The following is a 19,244-nucleotide window of genomic DNA, read 5'->3' as shown; positions in this document are numbered from 1 at the left end:
CCTTCTGGAGGGAAAGCCGTGGACCTCGACATCTGCGGACTCGGCGCCGTCTCGAGCATCGGCCGCGACCCCGAAACGATCCACGACGCACTGTGCGCCGGGAGAAGCGGCCTGGGGCCGCTGCGGGTCTACGACACGACGAAGTTCCGGGCGCGGACGGCCTACGAGATCGACGACCGGGCCGCTCCCGGCAAGGACGAACCCGGCCGATCGACGAAATGGCTGGTCGACGCGATCTCGCAGGCACTCGAGGGCGCCGGGCTGACCGAGTTGCCGGAGAACTGCCCAGTGCTCGTCGGCACGACACACCGGGAGCAACGCTCGATGGAGCTGTGGTGGCGAGGCGAAGCGAAGGCGGATTTCGCCGACCTGCATTTCGGCACGGCGATCCGCGAACGGTTCGGCACGGTGGAAACGCATACCTTCGCGAACGCCTGCGCGGCGTCGCTGACCGTGCTCGGCCTGGCGGCAGACCTGATCGCGGACGGCGAATGCGACACCGTCGTCGTGGCCGGGACCGACGGTCTGACCGAAGCCACCTTCGGCATCTTCGACCGGGTCCAGAGCGGCGTACCGGGCGAAGTGCGGCCGTTCGCGAAGGAACGGCACGGGATGATGATGGGCGAAGGCGCCTCGGCGGTGGTGCTCCGCAGACCGGGGCACGGCGGGCCGGTCGCGGCCCGGCTCCGGTCGGTCGCGCTCAACTGCGACGCCGACCATCCGACGGTGCCCGAGCCGGGCAGTGTCGCGAGAGTGGTGCGGCAGGCGCACGACCGCGCCGGGATCGGTCCGGACCAGATCGACCTGATCGTGTTGCACGGCACCGGAACCGTCCGCAACGACCTGGTCGAGACCGGGATGCTGCACGACGTGTTCGCCGGCGCGAAACCGGCGCTCACCGCGATCAAGGCGTCGACCGGGCATACGCTCGGCGGCTCCGGGCTGCTGAGCCTGATCGTCGCCGCGATCTCACTGCGAAAACGGCTGGCGCCACCGATCCTCGGCCTGGCCGAGCCGATGGACGAAGCCGAGGGCCTGGACCTCGTCCGCGACGAACCGCGGGACGGCGAGTTCCGGATCGCCCAGGTCGACGCCTTCGGGCTCAGCGGGATCAACGCCGTGGCGATCCTGGAGGCGGCGTCGTGACCGCCGTCGTCGTGACCGGGGCCGGCATCGCCGTCGACGGTCTGCGCGGACCGGCCGACCTGCTGGAGCCGTACCGGCGCCACGAGGACGGCTTCGATCCGGAGACCGGGTTGCGCGGCAGGCAGTTCCGGCACCGCGACAGGGCCTCGCGGCTGGCTTCCCGCGCGGCCACCACGGCCCTCCTCGACTCGGGTCTGCTCGGTGCGGACGGCTCGTATCGCGGGGAGTCGCTCCGGACGGCGACCGTGGTCAGCACGAACACCGGGAACCTGGACAGCATCTGCTCGTTCCTGGACACGATCGCCGAAGAGTCCGCGAGCCTGCTGCCGCCGACCGGGCTGCCGAACACCTCCAGCAACGTGTCCGCGGGCTGGGTCGCCATCGACCACGGACTGCGCGCGCCGAACCTGACGCTGTCGAACGGGCCGACCAGCGGCCTCGACGCCTTGCAGTGGGCGCGGCGGCTGATCCGGCACGGCCGGGCGGACGCCGTCGTCGTCACCGGTGTCGAACCCGACAACCGTTATGTACGAAAGCTTCTCGACGACAACGGCGAGACGCACTGGCCCGACGCGGCGGCCGCGGTCGTGCTCGAATCCGCCGGAGCGGCCCGGCGCCGCCGTGCCCGCGTCCGTCTCGTGCTCGGCGAGTACCGGCGAGCCGGAACCGCACGGGCAGCGGCCTCGGCGGTCACTGGCGAAGCCGTCGCGACCCTGGCCGAACCGGGGATCCGGCCGGGTGAGGTGCTCGACCTCTCGGCTTGGGCAGGACGTCAGTCGGGGGCGCTCGGCGTCCTGCAGTGCGCCGCCGCGAGCGCGCGCATCGACGGCGGCGAAGGCAGCGCACTCGCCGTGTCCTGCGGCTTGCCGGGTGCGGCGGCGGCCGCGATGGCGTTCGCGGGACCGGGCGCGGAACAGCCGTGAACGACCGAAATCGGGGAACAGAGACGAAAGAAGGGGCCTTCATGACCGGGAACAAGCTGATCGAGCCGGAACTGGAAGACCTGCGGACGCTGGTGGCCCGCGTGCTGGAGGTCGAGTCCGCGGAGGTGACCGACGAGGCGAACCTCGTCGAAGACCTCGGTGTCGATTCGCTGCTGCTGCTCGAAGTCGCGGCGCGGATCCTGCAGCGCTACGGCATCCGGGTCGGCGACGCGGCGATCAGCGAGGTGGAGACGCTCGACGAGATCCATCAGCTGGTCCTCGCCGGACAGAAGGGCTGAGCGGGGATGGCACAGAACGGGGACTGGCCAGGGTGGCCGGACGAGGACGCCCGCCGGTACCGCGCCGTCGGCCACTGGCAGGGCGTGACCTTCGGTGAACAGCTCTCCGGCTGGGCGGTCCGGTACGCCGACCGGGTCGCGTTGGTGGACGGCGACCGCCGGTGGACCTACGCCGCGCTCGACACCGCCGTACGGCGCCTGACGACAGGGCTCACCGGGCTCGGGCTGAAACGCGGCGACAAGGTGATCGTGCAACTGCCGAACCGTGCCGAGTTCGTGCTGCTGTGGTTCGCTCTGACGCGGCTCGGGATCGTGCCGATCCACGCGATGCCCGCCCATCGCCGCAACGAGATCGCACATCTGGCGGCGATGGCCGAGGCCGTCGCGTACGTCATCCCGGACCGGCACGCCCGGTTCGACTACCGCGAACTCGCCGCCCGCGTCCGCGCCGACGCCGGCATCCGGCACGTCATCGTCGCCGGGGACCCCGGCGGGCACGAGGGCTTCCTCGCGCTGGCGGATCTGCTCGACAACGAACCCGGGCCCGACCCCGCCGACCCGCCGGTGGCGAGCGACCTCGCCCTGCTGCTGCTCTCCGGCGGCACCACGGGTATGCCGAAACTGGTGCCGCGGACGCACGACGACTTCGCCTACAACTCCCGGCGGGCCGCGGAACTCTGCGAACTGACCGAGGACTCGGTGTACCTCGCCGTGCTGCCCATCGCGTTCAACTACACGATGAGCTGCCCGGGGATGCTCGGTGTCCTGCAGGCGGGCGGACGGGTCGTGCTCGCTCCCTCGCCGGGCGCGCGGACGTCGTTCGACCTGATCGCCCGCGAGGGCGTCACGATCGCGGCCATCAACCCTCCGCTGGTGCCGCACTGGCTCGCGGAGTTCGAACACGGTGACACGGATCTTTCGAGCCTTCGCATCCTCCAGGTCGGCAGCGCCCGGCTCGCCGACGACCTGGCGGCCGCGGTCACCAAGACCTTCGACTGCCGTCTGCAGCAGGTGTTCGGCATGGCCGAAGGGTTGTTGTGCCTGACCAGGCTCGACGATCCGGACGAGCTCGTGCACACCACGCAGGGCAGGCCGATCTCCGCGGACGACGAGGTCCGCGTGGTCGGCCCGGACGACACCGAGGTCGGTCCCGGCGAGACCGGCGAGCTGCTCACCCGCGGGCCGTACACGCTGCGCGGCTACTTCCGCGCGGCCGAGCACAACGCGCGGGCCTTCACCGCGGACGGTTTCTACCGCACCGGCGACCTGGTCCAGCGGCTCCCGACCGGTCATCTCAACGTCGTCGGCCGGGCGAAGGACCAGATCAACCGCGGCGGGCAGAAGATCGACGCGACCGAGGTCGAAGGGCATCTGCTGGCGTGCCCGGGAGTGTTGTCCGCGGCCTTGCTGCCCGAAGCGGACACCGTACTCGGCGAGCGATCGGTGGCGTTCCTGGTCTGCTCGGGCGAACCGCCGTCCACGAGCACACTCCAGGCCTTCTTCCGTGACCGCGGTGTCGCCGCGTACAAGGTCCCGGACCGGGTCGCGGTCGTCGACGAACTGCCGTCGACCGCGGTCGGCAAAATCGACAAGAAGGCCCTCGCCCGCCGGTACCTCGGCTGATTTCGGTTGGAGGAAACGATGTTCTTCCCGTTCTCGGCCGAGTCGCCCGAGCAGCTGGCGGCCGAAGCCGCCACCCTCGCGGACCGGGCCGATCCGCTGCCCGCCCTCGCCGCCGAACTCGCCGGACGGCGGCACGGCTCGTGGCGTGCCGTCGTCGTGGGCGAGGACCCGGACGCGGTGACCGGCCGCCTTCGCGCGGTCGCCGCCGGGCAACCCGCTACCGGCGCCGCCGTCGGCGAGGCGGTCTCGGCCGGGAACGCGGTCTGGGTGTTCTCGGGCCACGGTTCGCAGTGGACCGGGATGGGCAAGGCACTGCTCGACGGGGAGCCCGCCTTCGCCGAAGAGATCGATCACCTGGCACCGCTGATCGCCGACGAAGCCGGTTTTTCCTTGCACGACGCGCTTTCCGGGTCAGCGGAGGGCATCGAGCAGGTCCAGCCGTCGCTGTTCGCCATGCAACTCGGGCTGGCGGCGGCCTGGCGGGCCCACGGCGCCGCCCCGGCCGCCGTGATCGGCCACTCCATGGGCGAGACGGCCGCGGCGGTGGTCGCGGGCGCACTGTCCACAGAGGACGGCGTGGCCGTGATCTGCCGCCGCTCCAGGCTGATGCGGCGCGTCTCCGGCACCGGCGCGATGGCGATGGTCGCCCTGCCGTGGGACACGGTCGAAACCGAACTCGCCGACGTGCCCGAAGTGACCGTCGCCGCGCACTCGGGCCCGACGTCGACCGTCGTCGCCGGCGGACGGGACCGGGTGCGCACCCTGGTGGACCGCTGGGCCGCCAGAGACCTGATGGCGAAACTGGTCCCCGTCGAGGTCGCGTCGCATTCACCGCAGGTCGAACCGATCCTGGCCGACCTGAGCACCGAACTGTCCGCCCTACGCCCCAGACCCGCACGCGTCCCCGTCTACTCCACCGTCCTCCCCGACCCGAGATCCACCGCCGCTTTCGACGCCGCCTACTGGACCGCGAACCTGCGCCGTCCCGTCCGTTTCAGCGCCGCCGTGCGGGCGGCCCTCGACGACGGGCACCGCGCCTTCGTCGAGATCTCACCCCACCCGCTGCTCGCCCACGCACTGCGGGAGAACGCGGGCGCCGGGAAGGTGGCGGTGCTGTCCAGCATCCGGCGGGGAGGTGACGCGCTGCTGCGCTTCCGGACGCAGGTCGGAGCTCTGCACTGCGCGGGCGCTCCGGTGCGGTTCTAGGGTTCAGGCCGCGCGACGCAGATGAGCCTCGGCCGCCCAGTACGCCGCTCGAAGCTCTTTGGCGACCTCCTCGGGCTCCGACCGAAGACGGCTGGGCAGGGTCTGCAGTACGGCGATCCCCGCCGCGGCGTATCTGGCGTTTCTGTCCAAAGTCCTGGCGTAGTCCTCCTTCGCGAAGTGGAAGTCGTACGAGTCGATCTCCCAAACAAGCCGGACCTTCTTGAAGTAGCCATCGGGGGTTCCGAGGTAGCGGCCGCTGACGTCCCTCAGTTCGTGGCTCCACAACGGCTCCGGGAGCCCTGTCCGCCGCCAGACCGCCATCGCGTCGACCTCGGCCACCGACCGCGCACCTCGCAGGACGTCGCGCAGCACTTCGCGAGGCAACGCGCTGCCCCGGTCGCTGCCCGCTTCGAGTTCCCTGGTGAGGGCCTCGGGATTCAGTCGTCCTCGCTGAACGGCTTCGGTCAGCAATGCCCGGACCGGATCGTGCGTGGTGAACCTGTGGCATTGATCGAGAACCGCCCGGACGAGTGGCGCCACGAGCACACCCTTCACGGCGACCGGCCGGGGCATACGCGTGGTCCGCTCCACGGTCACGTACCCCGCGCTGCTGACCTGGCAAGACGAAGGCACCAGAAGGTGGACCCGGTTGGTGTCCCCTCTTGGCTCTCGCAAGCCCTGAAGGTGACAGGCCTGGATACCGGTGACGATCGCTTCCGGCCCGCCGTAGAGAAGGGCGCCTTCGACCGCCTGCCGGAGAGTCGGCCGTCCAGAACCGAGTAGCACCACCCCGGGCAGCAACCGCTGCCACCGTCCGCCCGGCTGACAACGCCGGTAGCACGTCCTCTTCGAGACGCCGAACTCCACGAGTCTCGCGACGGTGATCACCCCGTCGCGGCTCAACTTGTAAAGGGCCTCGTGATCGCGAGCCCGTTCGCCGGATCGCACCACAAGATCATCGACGGCCCGGAGCAGTCACACCAGCACCAATGCCGCCCCCTGTGGACAACTCGCCACATCAGCCCCACTGTGGACAACTCAGCCCTGCGCCCAATGTGGCATTGGGGACGCGCAACGTCCCCAATGCCACATTGGGCGCACCGAAGCGAGCGAGCGCGTCAGGGAAGCGGAGGCAGCGCCGGAGCGTCCAGCCAAGCGTCGAAGAAAGCAGCCAGCGACCGGCCGGCGAAGCGTTCGGCAAGTGCCACAAAAGCAGCCGTGGTCACCAGGCCGTGCCGGTTCTCCATCGCCCAGGCCTTCACCATCGGGAAGAACACCGCGTCGCCGACGGTACAACGCAAGGCGTGCAACAGGAGTCCGCCGCGTTTGTACACCCGCTCGTCGAACATCCGCGCCACGCCGGGGTCGGAGAGACGCAGGTCCGCGGGTTTCGCCTTCATCCGCGTGTGCCAGGTCTTCGCCCACTCGTGCGCGCTCTGCTCGCCGGATTCCTCGGACCAGAGCCATTCCGCGTAGGTCGCGAAGCCTTCGTTCAGCCAGATGTGCCGCCAGTCGGCGACGGTCAGGCTGTTGCCGAACCACTGATGCGCCAGTTCGTGCACGACGAGCCGCTCGTGGGTGCGCCGCCCGTCGACGTGGTTGGCGCCGAAGATCGACATGCCCTGTGCCTCGATCGGGTCGTCGAGGTCGTCGTCGGTGACGACGATGACGTACTCGCCGAAGGGGTACGGCCCGAACAGTCGCTGCAGCGAGTCCATGATCCGGCCCTGCCGCCCGAAATCGCGCGCGAAGGCCCGGCGCAGGCGCGGCGGCACGGCGGCCCGTTGCGGGATCGAGGTGACCACGGAGCCGCCGTCGAGGTTGATGCGGAACGCCTCGACGGAGGGTTGCGAGAACCAGCCGGGCTGGGGGCCGGAGACGAGTTCGACGTCGTCGTACCGTCCTATTTGGACGCTCATCAGGTACGTCGCCGTCGGCTCGGGCCGTTCGAAGACCCACTTCGTGGTGCTCGCGCGCTCGTGCCGGGCCACCAGGTTCCCGGTCACGGCCACGAGATACGGCGACGACGTCGTCAGCGCGACGCGATAGGTCGCCTTGTCGGCGGGATGGTCGTTGCACGGGAACCACGACGGCGCCCCGACCGGCTGGCTCGCGACGATCGAACCGTCGGTCAGTTCGTCCCAGCCGATGTCGCCCCACAGCCCGGGAAGCGGCCGCGGGTTGCCGACGTAATGAATCTCGACCCGGAACTCACTTCCGGCCGCCAATGACTTCGCAGGCTTCACCTGGAGCTTGTGCGCGCGCCGCGCGTACTTGGCCGGTTTCCCGTTGACCAGCACGCGGTTGATCCGGAACTCGCCGAAGTCGAGTGTGAGCCGCGACAGCGCCTGCGTCGCCTCCGCGGTGATGGCCGCGGAGGCCGACAGCCGGTTGGGGCCGATCTTGTAGTCCAGCTCCAGATCGTAGTGCCGGACACGGTAACCGCCGTTGCCGTGCCGGGGCAGATAGGAGTCACCGGAGGTGTCCGAGCCGGGCGATGGCTGCGCGGAGGCCTTCGAAATCACCCGCGAACGAACCCCGCTTCCCTACTTCGTCCAGGCCGAGATGGGATTGCCCAGCCAGCGCGAGTCGGCGGGAACCTCGTCGCCCCGGGTCACCAGAGAGCCCGGTCCGACGGTCGTCCGCGCGCCGATGCTCGCACCAGGCAGCACGATACCGTGCGGCCCGAGCGTCGCTCCCTCGTCCAGGGTCACCGGCGACATGGTCATGATCCGGTCGTGGAACAGATGCGTCTGCACGACGCAGCCGCGGTTGATCGTCGCGCCGTCGCCAAGGCTCACCAGGTCCGATTCGGGCAGCCAGTACGTCTCCAGCCACACACCGCGGCCGATCTTGACGCCCATGGTCCGCAGCCACGCCGGAAGCAGCGGTGTGCCACCGAGCGATCCGATCAGCCACGGCACGGCGAGCGCCTCGACGAAGGTGTCGGCGAGCTCGTTGCGCCAGACGAACGAGCTCCACAAGGGATGGTCGACGGCGCGGAACCGGCCGACGAGCAGCCATTTCATCGCGGTGGCGGTCAGCGCGGCGACGGCACCGGCGGCGAGCAGCAGCGGCCCGCCGAGCAGCAGCGCGACCAGGAAGCCGTACGACGACGCCAGCGCGAAGATCCCCGCGGCCACCAGCACGGTCAGCGCGACACCGCACATCACCGGCACGATGCGGCACAGTTCGACGAGCGCACGCGCGGCCTTCAGCCGCAGCGGCGGCGTGTACGTGCGACTCGTGTCCGCCGCGCCGACCGACCGGCGGACCGGCAGCGGCGGCATCCCGAGGTACGAGGACCCCTTCTTCGCCTTGAGCGGGGCCGACGACAGCACGCCGACCAGGCCGCGCTTCGGCACCGAACGTCCCGGCGCGGCCATCCCCGAGTTGCCGAGGAACGCCTGTTTGCCGATCCGCGCCGGGGCGACGTGCAGCCAGCCGTGGCCGAGTTCGTAGGTGGCGACCATGGTGTCGTCCGCGAGGAACGCGCCACTGTCCACCTGGGTCATCTTCGGCAGCGCGAGGACGGTGGACGCCTCGACGTTGCGGCCGACCTTCGCCCCGAGCATCCGCAGCCACACCGGGGTGAACAGGCTGGCATACAAGGGGAACAGCCCTTCACGTGCCATGCCCATCAGCCGTTCGGTCGCCCAGACCTGCCAAGCGACGCGGCCGTGCACAGGGTGGTACCCCTCGACCATGCCGATGCTCAGCGAACGGACACCGGCAAGCACGAGCAGGGCGTAGGTGACGAAGTACGCGATGGTCGCGAGCGGCGTGAACAGCAGTGCCTGGCCGAGCGCGGCACCCAGCGACGGAGCACCGGCGATCGCGTAACCCAGCACCGCCACAGCGGGCAGGGCGGCGACGGCGGGCAGGAGACCCAGCGCGACCGAGGTCGCGCCGTAGACCGAAGACCAGAACCGCGACCGCGGCGGGCGGCTCGACGGCCACTTGAGCGAATCCTTGGCGGCACGCGCCGCGGGCGCACCGGCCCAGCGCTGTCCGGCCGGCACGTTGCCGCGCACGGTCGACCCGGCCGCGATCTCCGCGCCCTTGCCGATCCGCGCGCCGGGGAACAGCGTGCTGCGCGCGCCGATCCGCGCGTCGGCGCCGATCCGGATCTTGCCGATGTGCACGAGATCGCCGTCCACCCAGTGCCCGGTCAGGTCGACCTCGGGTTCGATGGCGGCGCCGCGGCCGAGTTTCAGCATGCCGGTGACCGGCGGCGGCGAATGCAGGTCGACGTCCTTGGCGATCCGCGCGCCGAGCGCCTTGGCGTACGTCGTCATCCAGGAAGCGCCCGCGACACTGTCCGCACCGCTGAACTCGGCGAGCTTTTCGGCCGTCCACAGTCGCAAGTGGACGCTCCCGCCGCGCGGGTAGCTGCCGGGGCGGACGCCGCGCAGCAGCAGCCGCGCGCCGGTCGCCGAGATCGCGATGCGGCCGGCGGGGCTGAACAGCGCGATCCACGCGACGGCGATCCACGCCCAGCTCAGCGTCGGCGCCCAGGCGAAACCGGCCAGCGACAGCACGTTCGACAGGGTCGCGGCGATCGTGGTCCAGCGCAGGCCGACCAGGCCCATCAGCGGGATCATCAGCAGCGACTGGATGATCCCGGCCTTGCGCGGGGTCGGCGCGATGTCGCGGCGTTCGGTCTTCTCGCCGCTCAGCGCGTCCAGCAACGTGGCCAGCGCGCCGAGCTTCGGGTTGGCGTAGATGTCGTTCACCGACACCTGCGGATGCCGGGTGCGGATCCGCGCGATCAGCTGCGCGGCCGTCAGGCTCCCGCCGCCGTTGGTGAAGAAGTCCGCCTTCGGGTTGTCGACCGAGACGCCCAGGATCTCGGCCCAGCCTTCGGCGAGCCAGCTCTCCGTCGGGGACAGCCCGGATTTGGCGGCGTCCACAGTGGACAGCGGCCAGGGCAGCGCGTTGCGGTCGACCTTGCCGGAGGTCCGGGTCGGCAGGTCTTCGATCAGCGCCAGCAGCGGGACGAGCGCGGCGGGCAGCTGCTCACGCAGCCGGGTCGCGGCCTCGTCGTGGTCGAATTCGACACCCGCGGCGGGCACGACATACCCGACCAGCACCTGGTTGCCCGCCTTGGTGCGGCGGACCGCGGCCGCGGCACCCTGCACTCCGGGCAGCGCCTGGAGCGCGGCGTCGACCTCGCCGAGTTCGATCCGGCGGCCGCCGAGTTTGACCTGCTCGTCGAGCCGTCCGAGGAACAGCAGTCCCTCGGCTTCGGCGCGGACCATGTCACCACTGCGGTACGCGCGGCGCCAGCCCAGCGAGGGCAGCGGCGCGAACTTCTCGGCGTCCTTCTCCGGGTCGAGGTAGCGGGCCAGGCCGACGCCGCCGATGACCAGCTCGCCGGTCTCCCCCATCGCGACGGGCTCGCCCGCCTCGTTGACGACGGCGAGCTGCCAGCCGGCGAGCGGCAGGCCGATGCGGACCGGGCCTTCGCCGGTCATCTGCGCGGCGCAGGCGACGACGGTGGCCTCGGTCGGGCCGTAGGTGTTCCAGACTTCGCGGCCTTCGACGGCGACGCGTTCGGCCAGTTCCGGCGGGCAGGCTTCGCCGCCGAAGATCAGCAGGCGGACGTCTTCGAGCGCGTCGGCGGGCCACAACGCGGCCAGCGTCGGCACGGTCGAGACGACGGTGATGCCCTGCGCGACCAGCCACGGGCCGAGGTCGACTCCGGTCCGCACCAGCGAACGCGGCGCCGGGACCAGGCAGGCGCCGTGACGCCAGGCGAGCCACATTTCTTCGCAGGACGCGTCGAACGCGACGGAAAGACCGGCGAGCACGCGGTCGCCGGGGCCGATCGGCTCCTCGGTGAGGAAGAGCTGGGCCTCGGCGTCGACGAAAGCCGCGGCGGACGCGTGCGAGACGGCGACGCCCTTCGGCTTACCGGTCGAACCGGAGGTGAAGATGATCCAGGCGTCGTCGGCCGGCGCGGGGCCGCCTTCGACGCCGCCGGGCGAGCCGACGACGGTGACCGCGCCGCCATCGCTGACGACGGCGGCGACATCGGCTTCACCGAAGACCAGCTCGGCGCGCTCTTCCGGATCGTCCGCGTCGACCGGCACATAGGCGGCGCCGACGGACAGGATGGCGAGGATCGCGACGTACAACTCCGCGGTGCCGGAGGAGATCCGGACGCCGACACGGTCGCCGACGCCGACGCCGTTGGCGGTCAGCTTGCGGCCGTAGTCGTCGATCTCTTCGACGAGCTTGCGGTAGGACAGCGTGGTTTCGCCGTCGTCGATCGCGCCCGCGTTGGGGTGGCGGGCGGCGGTTTCGGCAAGGATGTCGATCAGGGTGCGCTCACCGGCACCGAGGCCGGACCAGAAGAGGGCACGGTCGGCGATCGGCGTGGCGGACGGGGCGACGGTGACATCGGCGACGCAGGCGATCGGCCGGGAATCGGCGGTCAGGGTCATCGGGCGGTCACCACGGGCAAGACGGAACCATGGGCGCTCAAGCCCATCACACCTTTCGCGAAGTGCGTCATTCGGGCTCGCTCTCCGAATGAGGCGCCCGCTAGCAGACCTTTGACTTTACCGCAGGTGTACGACATATCTCGGGAGGGTCTCGGCAGAGTGTCGAACCTCACCGGTGGACACGCCGAAACCCGAGGTCATCGGCGTGCCCACCCAGTGAAATATTCACCTACATCGTGAGAAATCAGCGTGCTTTTGGTTTACCGGCCGCTTTTCCGCCGACCTTGGGCCGTTGCTTCTTTTCCCGCACTCGGACATTCACCCGGACGGGGGTGCCTTCGAATCCGAAACGCTCACGGAACTTCCGTTCGATGAACCGCCGGTAGCCCGCCTCGAGGAAGCCCGTGGTGAACAGGACCAGCGTCGGCGGCCGGATGCCCGCCTGGGTCGCGAACAGCACCTTCGGCTGCTTGCCGCCACGCACCGGCGGCGGGGTCGCGGCGATGAGCTCGGCCAGCCAGCCGTTCAGCTGACCGGTGGGAACCCGCTGGTCCCAGGACTTCAGCGCGGTCCGCAGCGCGGGCGCGAGCTTGCGCACGGACCGGCCGGTGAGCGCGGAGATGTTGACCTTGTCCGCCCACGGCACCCGCACCAGGCCGCGGTCCAGTTCGCGGACCATGGCGTGGCGGCGGTCCTCGTCGACGAGGTCCCACTTGTTGAAGGCGAGCACGCAGGCGCGACCCGCTTCGACGACCATGGTCAGCACCCGCAGGTCCTGCTCCGAAAGCGGTTCGGCGGCGTCCAGCAGCACGATCGCGACCTCGGCCGCGTCAATCGCGGTCTTGGTCCGCAGCGACGCGTAGTACTCGGCGCCGTTGGCCGAGTTGACCCGCTTGCGCAGACCCGCCGTGTCGACGAACCGCCAGGTCTCGCCGTCCAGTTCGACCAGCGAGTCGACCGGGTCGACGGTGGTACCGGCGACCGAGTCCACGACGGACCGCTCCTCGCCGGAGAGTTTGTTCAGCAGGCTGGATTTGCCCACGTTCGGCTTGCCGACCAGCGCGACGCGGCGCGGGCCGGTGGTGGCGCGGTCGCCGTCACGCGGCATCGACGGCAGCGCCTTCACGATGGCGTCGAGCAGGTCGCCCGAACTGCGGCCGTGCAGCGCGCTGACCGGGTACGGCTCGCCGAGGCCCAGCGACCACAGCGAAGCAGTGTCGGCGAGCAGACGGTCGTCGTCCACCTTGTTGGCGGCGAGGAGCACCGGCTTCTTCGAGCGGCGAAGCACCTTGGAGACGGCTTCGTCGGTGGCCGTCGCGCCGACACTGGCGTCGATGACCAGCAGCACCGCGTCGGCGGTGGCCATCGCCATCTCGGCCTGTGCGGCGACGGAGGCCTGCAACCCGGTCGCGTCCGGCTCCCAACCACCCGTGTCGACGAGGGTGAACCGGCGGCCCGCCCAGAAAGCGTCGTAGGCGACGCGGTCCCTGGTCACGCCGGGGACGTCCTGCACGACCGCCTCCCGGCGGCCGAGGATGCGGTTCACCAGGGTCGACTTGCCCACGTTCGGCCTGCCGACGACGGCGAGGACCGGCTGCGCGAGCTGCGCCTCCTCCTCGGCCTCGCCCGCGGCGATCTGCGCGTCGAGCGCGGTGAATTCGGATTCGTCGGACCAGGAGCCGTCGATCTCGCCGACGCCGTCGAGCCCCGCCGACGTACTTCCCCCCGCGGAGGCGGAGTCAAATCCAGTCATTTTCTTCAATCCTGTCGCGTGTCTTGGAGCCCGTGCTCCAAGCGCCATTCGTCCAGTGCCTTCACGAGGTCCGCGAGCGCGAGACGAAGCCGCTCGGTTCCCTCCTCCAGCCCTGTCCTTCCCTTCCCGATCGCGGGAGTGAAAGGTTCGCCGACCATGATGTCGACGCGTGGCCGCCAACGCCTCTTGGCGCCGGCGGGTTTGTACGTCCCCCGAGTGGCGACCGGAACCACGGTCGCGTTCCCGGCGCGGACCAGGAAGGCCGCGCCGCGCTCGAAGTTTTCGGCGTCACCGAGGCCGCGGGTGCCTTCGGGGAAGATCCCCACCGCACCGCCGTCCTCGAGCACCTTGACCGCCATCATCAGCGGTTTGCGGTCCACCGCACCCCGTTTCACCGGGATCTGGCCCAGTTTCGGGAAGAACCAGCCGACGAAACCCTTGAAGAGTTCCGCCTTGACCAGGAACGCGGTGCGCCGCGAGAACATTCCGAACAGCAGCGCGGGTTCCGCCATCGAGCTGTGGTTGGCCATGAACACCACCGGCCCGGACGCCGGTACCCGCTCGGCACCGTGGACCCGGACCCGGAACGCGGGCCGGACGATGAACTTCGAGATCCCCCGGCCGAAGGTGTGAAACGGGTCGCTCGCGCCTTCGGGCAGTCCCTTCGCGCTCACCTGGCGGCCTCGGCGGGGCAGCCTTCGAGGAGACCGCGGTGCAGCGCCAGTTCCGCCAGCGCGACGATCACCTGGTCGATGTTGAGCGCCGAGGTGTCCACCTCGACGGCGTCTTCGGCCGCGCGCAGGGGCGAAGCCGCCCGCGTGGAGTCCAGGCGGTCACGCCGTTCCACCGCCGCCTTCGCGACGTCGTGGGTGGATTCGCGGCCGGCGGCGGAATCCTGTGCGCTGCGGCGTGCGGCGCGGACCTCGGCCGAAGCGGTGAGGAAGATCTTGAGCGGGGCGTCGGGTGAGACGACGGTGCCGATGTCGCGGCCTTCGACCACGATGCCGCCGACGCGGCCGAGCACCTCGGCGATGATCTCGCGCTGCCGGGCGACGAGCAGTTCGCGGACCGCGGGGACGGCCGAAACGGGCGAGACGGCCGTGGTGACATCCGCACCGCGGATCTCGGCGGCGACGTTTTCACCCGCGAGGGTCACCGTCGCGTCGTCAGGGCTGGTTCCGATGCCGAGTTCGGCCTTCCGCGCGACGTCGGCAACCGCGTCCGCGTCGGCCGGGTCGGCCCCCGCGCGCAGGACGGCGAGGGTCACCACGCGGTACATCGCGCCCGTGTCGAGGTAGCCGGCGCCGAGTTTCGTCGCGAGCTTCCGCGAAACCGTAGATTTCCCGGTTCCGGACGGGCCGTCCATCGCGACCACACCACGCAGGGCTCCCGTCACCGAAACTCTCCTCAGCTCATTCGTCGCTCATCTGATCGATGACCATTCTGCCTGGTGGCGCGCGACACGCCTCAGCCGCCCACGGCGAACCGGTCGACGAGCATGCCGATCCGTTCCTCGCGCGCCGCCGCCGGGAGCCGTCGGCTGCGTTCGAGGGTGACGAGGCCGTGCAGGGCGGCCCAGAACGTCTCGGTGTAGAGGCCGGGGTCGTAATCGCCGGCCACCGGGCCCACGGTTTCGAGCAGAGCGCCGAACGCGTCCTTCAACGGCTCGGGGCTGTCCGGACTGGCGAAGTCCAGTTCACTGGCAAGGGTGAAGATCGCGTCGTAGAGCGCGGGTTTGCGGTCGGCGAAATCGAAGTAGTTCCCGGCCAGCCTCCGCAGGGCGCCACGCGAGTCCTCCGCCGTACCGGCTCCCTTCCGCATATGGGCGGCCATTTCGGTGCAGCCCTCGAGAGCCGCGGCCGCCATGATCGCCCCCTTGCCGGAGAAGTGGCTGTAGAGGACCGGCTGGCTGTACTCGATCTTCGCCGCCAGCCGCCGGGTCGTGACCGCGTCCCAGCCTTCTTCTTCGGCGATCTCGCGGGCGGTCGTGACGATCAGCTGTTCGCGCTGTGAGCGGTCCCGCTCGCGCCGGGGGTTCGTGACCATACGAATATCCTAGCATCGCTAGACAAGCTAGCGGTGCTAGCGCTAGCCTTCGCAGTGTTCCTAGCACTGCTAGCTTTTTGGAGTCGGAGATCATGACCAGAATCAAGATCGCTTACGTCCTGTCCGCCGCCCTCGTGCTCTTCGTCCTCTACTTCGGGAGCGGTTACGTGTTCTTCCCGCAGACCCAGACGGGCGGTTTCGGACTGCCGGTGATGCCGTCCGTCGGCGATCCGATCCTCGCGGTCAAGGGGGTCCGCGACATCGGCACGGCGCTCGTGGTGCTCGCACTGCTCCTGTTCCGGAACGCCCGCGCGCTGGGCTGGGCCATGCTCGCGCTGGCGTTCATCCCGTTCGGCGACATGCTGATCGTGTTGACCCACAACGGTTCCGTGGGCACCGCGTTCGGCATCCACGGCGCCACGTGCGCCTTGATGGTCCTGATCTCGGCGCTGTTCCTGATCCGCCCGAAGCGAACCGGACAGTGAGTTACTGTTGACGTCGTGAACGTCGAAGTGACCCCGCTCCCCGGAATAGGCGTCCGCAAGGACTTCGCCACCCGCAACGGCCGCCGCGTCGGCGTGGTGACCCATCGCGATGGACACGTCGAGCTGATCGTGTCCAAAACGGACGATCCCGACGCCTGCCTGGCCTCACTTCCGCTCACCACCGACGAAGCGGGCGCGCTGGCGAACCTGCTCGGCGCGCCCCAGCTGGTCGCCCAGCTCACCGAAGAGCACCGGGACCTGCCCGGCATCAACACCAAGCAGCTGCCGATCAAGGCGTCGTCGCCGTTCGACGGCCGGACGCTGGGCGACACCGCCATGCGGACCCGCACGAGCGTCTCGGTCGTCGCGGTGATGCGGGCCGGGCAGGTCCACCCCTCCCCTGCTCCGGATTTCAATCTCACCGCGGGCGACGTGCTCGTCGCGGTCGGCACCTCGGAAGGTCTCGAGGCCGCCGTCAAGATCTTGAAGTACGGCTGATCGCGGATGGATCACACCGCACTGTCCTTGATCGAACTCGGGGCGGTCTTCTTCGGGCTGGGCGCGCTCGGCCGCCTCGCCGGGAAGATCGGGATGTCCCCCATCCCGCTGTACCTGATCGGCGGCCTGTGCTTCGGCCAGGGCGGGCTGATCCCGCTCGGCGACATCGGCGACTTCACCCACCTCGCCAGCGAGATCGGCGTCGTCCTGCTGTTGCTCCTGCTGGGCCTGGAGTACTCGGCGGCCGAGCTGTTCACCGGGCTGAAACGCTCGTGGATGGCGGGGCTCGTCGACATCGTGCTCAACGCCGCGCCGGGTGCGATCGTCGCGCTCATCCTCGGCTGGGGACCGATCGGCGCGATCGTGATGGCCGGCGTCACCTACATCTCGTCCTCCGGGATCATCGCGAAGGTGCTCGGCGACCTCGGGCGGCTCGGTAACCGGGAAACGCCGGTGGTGCTGTCGATCCTGGTGTTCGAAGACCTGGTGATGGCGCTGTACCTGCCGATCCTCACCGCGGTGCTCGGCGGTGTCAGCTTCCTCGGCGGTATGAAGGCGGTCGGGATCTCGCTGATGGTGATCACGGTCGTGCTGGTGATCGCGCTGAAGTTCGGCCGGTACGTCTCCGCGGCGGTGGACAGCCCGGACCGCGAGGTGTTCCTCCTCAAGGTCCTCGGCGCGGCCCTGCTGGTCGCCGGCCTGGCTTCGGCGATGCAGGTGTCGGCCGCGGTCGGCGCGTTCCTCCTCGGCATCGCGATCTCGGGCTCGACCGCGGAGAACGCGACACACCTGCTCGAACCACTTCGCGATCTCTTCGCGGCCGTGTTCTTCGTCGTGTTCGGGCTCAACACGAACCCCGCGTCGATCCCGCCCGTGCTCGGCTGGGCGGTCATCCTGGCGGTCGCGACCACGCTCACGAAGGTCGGCACCGGCTGGTGGGCCGCGCGACGGCAAGGCATCGGGAAGATGGGCCGGGCTCGTGCCGGAGCCGCACTGGTCGCACGAGGCGAGTTCTCGATCGTCATCGCCGGACTTGCGGTGGCGGCGGGCGCGGTGACCGGCGAACTCGCGGCACTCGCGACGGCGTACGTACTCCTGATGGCGATCCTCGGCCCGACTGCGGCGCGGATCGTCGAACCGGTGGCGCGGGCTCTGCAGCGACGGCCCTTCGGGTCGAATAGTCCGGCCTCGCAGACCGGCTGACGCCGCCCCACACGTGCGCGCGCAATGAAGGGGCCTTTCATAGCAAATTTTGCTATGAAAGGCCCCTTCATTGCATTGGGTCAGCCGCGCTCGAGCAACTGCGCGGCCAAGAGTTCCTCCACCCAAGACTCCCAGTCACCAAGAGCCCAAGCGCGGTCACGAGTCAGGATCAGGAACAACTCCGGACTCAGCACGGCATAGAGGATGTCCGCCGCCTTCTCGACCGTGAGATCGGTCCTGACGCCGGGCTTCTCCAGCAAAGCCTTGGCCGCCGCCAGGTGCACGGTATGGCGCGGATCTTCGCGATCAGGCCAGAGCTCGCGCAGGTCGGGGTGGGCGGCGGTCGCGGTGCGCACCATGTCGTTGACGGCGGCGACCCGTTCGAGCACGGCGCGGCTACCCGTGACGAGGGCGGCGAGGGCCGTGCGCGCGTCCGGCGCGTCCATCACTTCCGCGAACCAGGGCCGCTCCATCGTCGCCAGCGGACTGTCGTCGCCGGCGATCGCGACGTCGACCAGTTCCTTCAGCAACGTCGGCTTGTTGCGAAACGTGAAGTAGATGGTCTGGACGGCCACCCCCGCCCGGTCGGCGACCTGTTGAAGCGTGGTCGCCCCATAGCCGTCGGCGAGGAAGAGTTCTTTGGCGGCCTCGATGATCCGCCGCCGCGTTTCCGCCGCCCGGCCGGCCCGGGCACCCTTGACACCACTCATGATTGGAGTCTATCTCTAGAGTCAACCACTAGAGCTCAACTCTAGTAACGATGACGATGGGGTGCCCGATGGTGGCGATCGCCAACCAGCAGCAGGCCGAAGCGTGGAACGGCTGGGAGGGAAGGCTCTGGGCGGATCACCCGGAGCGCTACAACGGCATGATGGAAGCCTTCGACGCGCCGCTTCTCGCCGCCGCGAACATCGAAGACGGTCACGCGGTCCTGGACGTGGGCTGCGGCGCCGGGCTCACCACCCGGCTGGCCGCGAGAAGGGCCGGGAGCGGGCACGCGCTGGGGATCGACATTTCGGCGCCGCTGGTGGAGCGGGCTCGTGCGGACGCGGCGGCCGAGAACCTCGCCAATGTCGAGTTCGTCCAAGGAGACGCGCAGGTACACCCGTTCGAAGAGCCTGGCTTCGACGTCATCATGAGCAGGGGCGGCGTGATGTTCTTCGCCGATCTGGTGGCGGCGTTCGGTCATCTCCACGACGCGCTGACGCCCGGTGGCCGACTGGCCTTCCTGGGGCCGCGGTCAGGCGACGTCGACAGCGCCTACGCCCGGGCGACCGCGGCGCTCGCGCCCTACCTCCGCGAGCCCTCCCCCGCCGCACGCGGAATGGGTTCCCTGCTGGCACCCGAACGGATCACCGAGGTGCTCACGGCCGCGGGCTTCCGCGACATCGAGATCACTCCGGTCGACGCGGACATGAACTTCGGCGCGGACGCATCCGACGCGACCGGCTTCGTCTTCTCGATGGCCCCGATCCAGCACAACCTGCGGACCGTGGACGCGGACGCGATCACCGGCCTCCGCGACCGGGTACGGGACGCGCTCGGCGAATTCGAGACACCGCACGGGGTACGAATCCCAGGCGGGGTCTGGATCGTCACCGCCGGACGTTGAT

The 19,244-nt window shown here is 69.9% G+C and carries 17 protein-coding genes; 9 read left to right on the top strand and 8 right to left on the bottom strand.

The genetic code is table 11. From position 1 onward, the window contains the following. The first annotated feature begins 18 nt into the window (after nt 1-18). From ACIHAO_RS39745 to ACIHAO_RS39725, 5 genes are read left to right on the top strand one after another with little or no spacing between them, the layout of a single operon-like run. On the top strand, nt 19-1,146 hold the full coding sequence (locus ACIHAO_RS39745; protein WP_396566938.1) for a beta-ketoacyl-[acyl-carrier-protein] synthase family protein: 1,128 nt from the start codon (nt 19-21) through the stop codon (nt 1,144-1,146). Beyond that, nucleotides 1,143-2,069: a beta-ketoacyl synthase N-terminal-like domain-containing protein gene (locus ACIHAO_RS39740; protein WP_396566936.1), complete on the top strand. Its 927-nt coding sequence runs from the start codon at nt 1,143-1,145 to the stop codon at nt 2,067-2,069. Before ACIHAO_RS39745 ends, ACIHAO_RS39740 begins: the two co-directional genes overlap by 4 nt. Before the next feature lie 41 nt (nt 2,070-2,110). After that, nucleotides 2,111-2,368: an acyl carrier protein gene (locus tag ACIHAO_RS39735; protein ID WP_125786296.1), complete on the top strand. Its 258-nt coding sequence runs from the start codon at nt 2,111-2,113 to the stop codon at nt 2,366-2,368. 6 nt (nt 2,369-2,374) lie between these two features. Continuing rightward, nucleotides 2,375-3,991, top strand: a complete 1,617-nt coding sequence (locus ACIHAO_RS39730; protein WP_396566934.1) for a (2,3-dihydroxybenzoyl)adenylate synthase — start codon at nt 2,375-2,377, stop codon at nt 3,989-3,991. Between the two features lie 18 nt (nt 3,992-4,009). Next, nucleotides 4,010-5,197 carry an acyltransferase domain-containing protein gene (locus ACIHAO_RS39725; protein ID WP_396566933.1) on the top strand — a complete coding sequence of 396 codons (1,188 nt, stop codon included), beginning with the start codon at nt 4,010-4,012 and terminating at the stop codon, nt 5,195-5,197. A 3-nt stretch (nt 5,198-5,200) separates the two neighbouring features. Here ACIHAO_RS39725 and ACIHAO_RS39720 read toward each other — a convergent pair whose 3' ends face one another. The 7 genes from ACIHAO_RS39720 to ACIHAO_RS39690 all read right to left on the bottom strand — a co-directional run bounded on the left by ACIHAO_RS39720 (nt 5,201) and on the right by ACIHAO_RS39690 (nt 15,445). Next, a complete protein-coding gene (locus tag ACIHAO_RS39720; protein ID WP_396566931.1) occupies nt 5,201-6,145 on the bottom strand; it encodes a hypothetical protein in 945 nt (314 codons plus the stop codon). Between the two features lie 170 nt (nt 6,146-6,315). Next, nucleotides 6,316-7,722 carry a M1 family metallopeptidase gene (locus ACIHAO_RS39715; RefSeq protein WP_396566929.1) on the bottom strand — a complete coding sequence of 469 codons (1,407 nt, stop codon included), beginning with the start codon at nt 7,720-7,722 and terminating at the stop codon, nt 6,316-6,318. Between the two features lie 21 nt (nt 7,723-7,743). Further along, entirely contained in the window at nt 7,744-11,646 is a 3,903-nt protein-coding gene (locus ACIHAO_RS39710; protein ID WP_396566927.1) for a Pls/PosA family non-ribosomal peptide synthetase, read from the bottom strand. Between the two features lie 244 nt (nt 11,647-11,890). After that, nucleotides 11,891-13,399 carry a ribosome biogenesis GTPase Der gene (gene der / locus ACIHAO_RS39705; protein WP_396566925.1) on the bottom strand — a complete coding sequence of 503 codons (1,509 nt, stop codon included), beginning with the start codon at nt 13,397-13,399 and terminating at the stop codon, nt 11,891-11,893. A 5-nt stretch (nt 13,400-13,404) separates the two neighbouring features. After that, on the bottom strand, nt 13,405-14,073 hold the full coding sequence (locus ACIHAO_RS39700) for a lysophospholipid acyltransferase family protein (RefSeq protein ID WP_396566923.1): 669 nt from the start codon (nt 14,071-14,073) through the stop codon (nt 13,405-13,407). Next, a complete protein-coding gene (cmk, locus tag ACIHAO_RS39695) occupies nt 14,070-14,774 on the bottom strand; it encodes a (d)CMP kinase (RefSeq protein ID WP_396566978.1) in 705 nt (234 codons plus the stop codon). The genes ACIHAO_RS39700 and cmk overlap by 4 nt, the downstream gene beginning before the upstream one ends. Nucleotides 14,775-14,866: 92 nt before the next feature. After that, complete coding sequence (locus ACIHAO_RS39690; RefSeq protein ID WP_396566921.1) at nt 14,867-15,445, bottom strand: TetR/AcrR family transcriptional regulator; 579 nt, start codon at nt 15,443-15,445, stop codon at nt 14,867-14,869. 92 nt (nt 15,446-15,537) lie between these two features. Between ACIHAO_RS39690 and ACIHAO_RS39685 the strand changes: the two genes are divergently transcribed. The 3 genes from ACIHAO_RS39685 to ACIHAO_RS39675 are packed head-to-tail and all read left to right on the top strand — an operon-like array spanning nt 15,538 to nt 17,631. Continuing rightward, complete coding sequence (locus ACIHAO_RS39685; RefSeq protein ID WP_396566919.1) at nt 15,538-15,930, top strand: DUF4267 domain-containing protein; 393 nt, start codon at nt 15,538-15,540, stop codon at nt 15,928-15,930. Between the two features lie 15 nt (nt 15,931-15,945). After that, entirely contained in the window at nt 15,946-16,428 is a 483-nt protein-coding gene (locus ACIHAO_RS39680) for a cation:proton antiporter regulatory subunit (RefSeq protein WP_396566917.1), read from the top strand. A gap of 6 nt (nt 16,429-16,434) precedes the next feature. Then, the gene (locus ACIHAO_RS39675) at nt 16,435-17,631 is read left to right on the top strand and encodes a cation:proton antiporter (protein WP_396566915.1); all 1,197 of its coding nucleotides are present in this window, start codon (nt 16,435-16,437) and stop codon (nt 17,629-17,631) included. A gap of 80 nt (nt 17,632-17,711) precedes the next feature. Here the strand turns inward: ACIHAO_RS39675 and ACIHAO_RS39670 are convergent, their stop codons facing one another. Next, the gene (locus tag ACIHAO_RS39670; RefSeq protein ID WP_396566913.1) at nt 17,712-18,341 is read right to left on the bottom strand and encodes a TetR/AcrR family transcriptional regulator; all 630 of its coding nucleotides are present in this window, start codon (nt 18,339-18,341) and stop codon (nt 17,712-17,714) included. Between the two features lie 50 nt (nt 18,342-18,391). Between ACIHAO_RS39670 and ACIHAO_RS39665 the strand changes: the two genes are divergently transcribed. Further along, a complete protein-coding gene (locus ACIHAO_RS39665) occupies nt 18,392-19,243 on the top strand; it encodes a class I SAM-dependent methyltransferase (RefSeq protein ID WP_396566911.1) in 852 nt (283 codons plus the stop codon). The last annotated feature ends 1 nt before the right edge of the window (nt 19,244 follow it).

It is taken from the genome of Amycolatopsis sp. NPDC052450 (assembly GCF_044547565.1).
Taxonomy (GTDB): Bacteria; Actinomycetota; Actinomycetes; order Mycobacteriales; family Pseudonocardiaceae; genus Amycolatopsis.
The sequence above is the reverse complement of the archived record's forward strand: the minus strand, read 5'-3'. Positions and strand labels throughout refer to the sequence as shown.

Coding starts and splice junctions, on each gene's coding strand:
- ACIHAO_RS39735 (WP_125786296.1), top strand. CDS start 2,111: ATGACCGGGAACAAGCTGATCGAGCCGGAACTGGAAGACCTGCGGACG.
- ACIHAO_RS39730 (WP_396566934.1), top strand. CDS start 2,375: ATGGCACAGAACGGGGACTGGCCAGGGTGGCCGGACGAGGACGCCCGC.
- ACIHAO_RS39725 (WP_396566933.1), top strand. CDS start 4,010: ATGTTCTTCCCGTTCTCGGCCGAGTCGCCCGAGCAGCTGGCGGCCGAA.
- ACIHAO_RS39710 (WP_396566927.1), bottom strand. CDS start 11,646: ATGACCCTGACCGCCGATTCCCGGCCGATCGCCTGCGTCGCCGATGTC.
- der (WP_396566925.1), bottom strand. CDS start 13,399: ATGACTGGATTTGACTCCGCCTCCGCGGGGGGAAGTACGTCGGCGGGG.
- ACIHAO_RS39690 (WP_396566921.1), bottom strand. CDS start 15,445: ATGGTCACGAACCCCCGGCGCGAGCGGGACCGCTCACAGCGCGAACAG.
- ACIHAO_RS39685 (WP_396566919.1), top strand. CDS start 15,538: ATGACCAGAATCAAGATCGCTTACGTCCTGTCCGCCGCCCTCGTGCTC.
- ACIHAO_RS39675 (WP_396566915.1), top strand. CDS start 16,435: ATGGATCACACCGCACTGTCCTTGATCGAACTCGGGGCGGTCTTCTTC.
- ACIHAO_RS39670 (WP_396566913.1), bottom strand. CDS start 18,341: ATGAGTGGTGTCAAGGGTGCCCGGGCCGGCCGGGCGGCGGAAACGCGG.
- ACIHAO_RS39665 (WP_396566911.1), top strand. CDS start 18,392: ATGACGATGGGGTGCCCGATGGTGGCGATCGCCAACCAGCAGCAGGCC.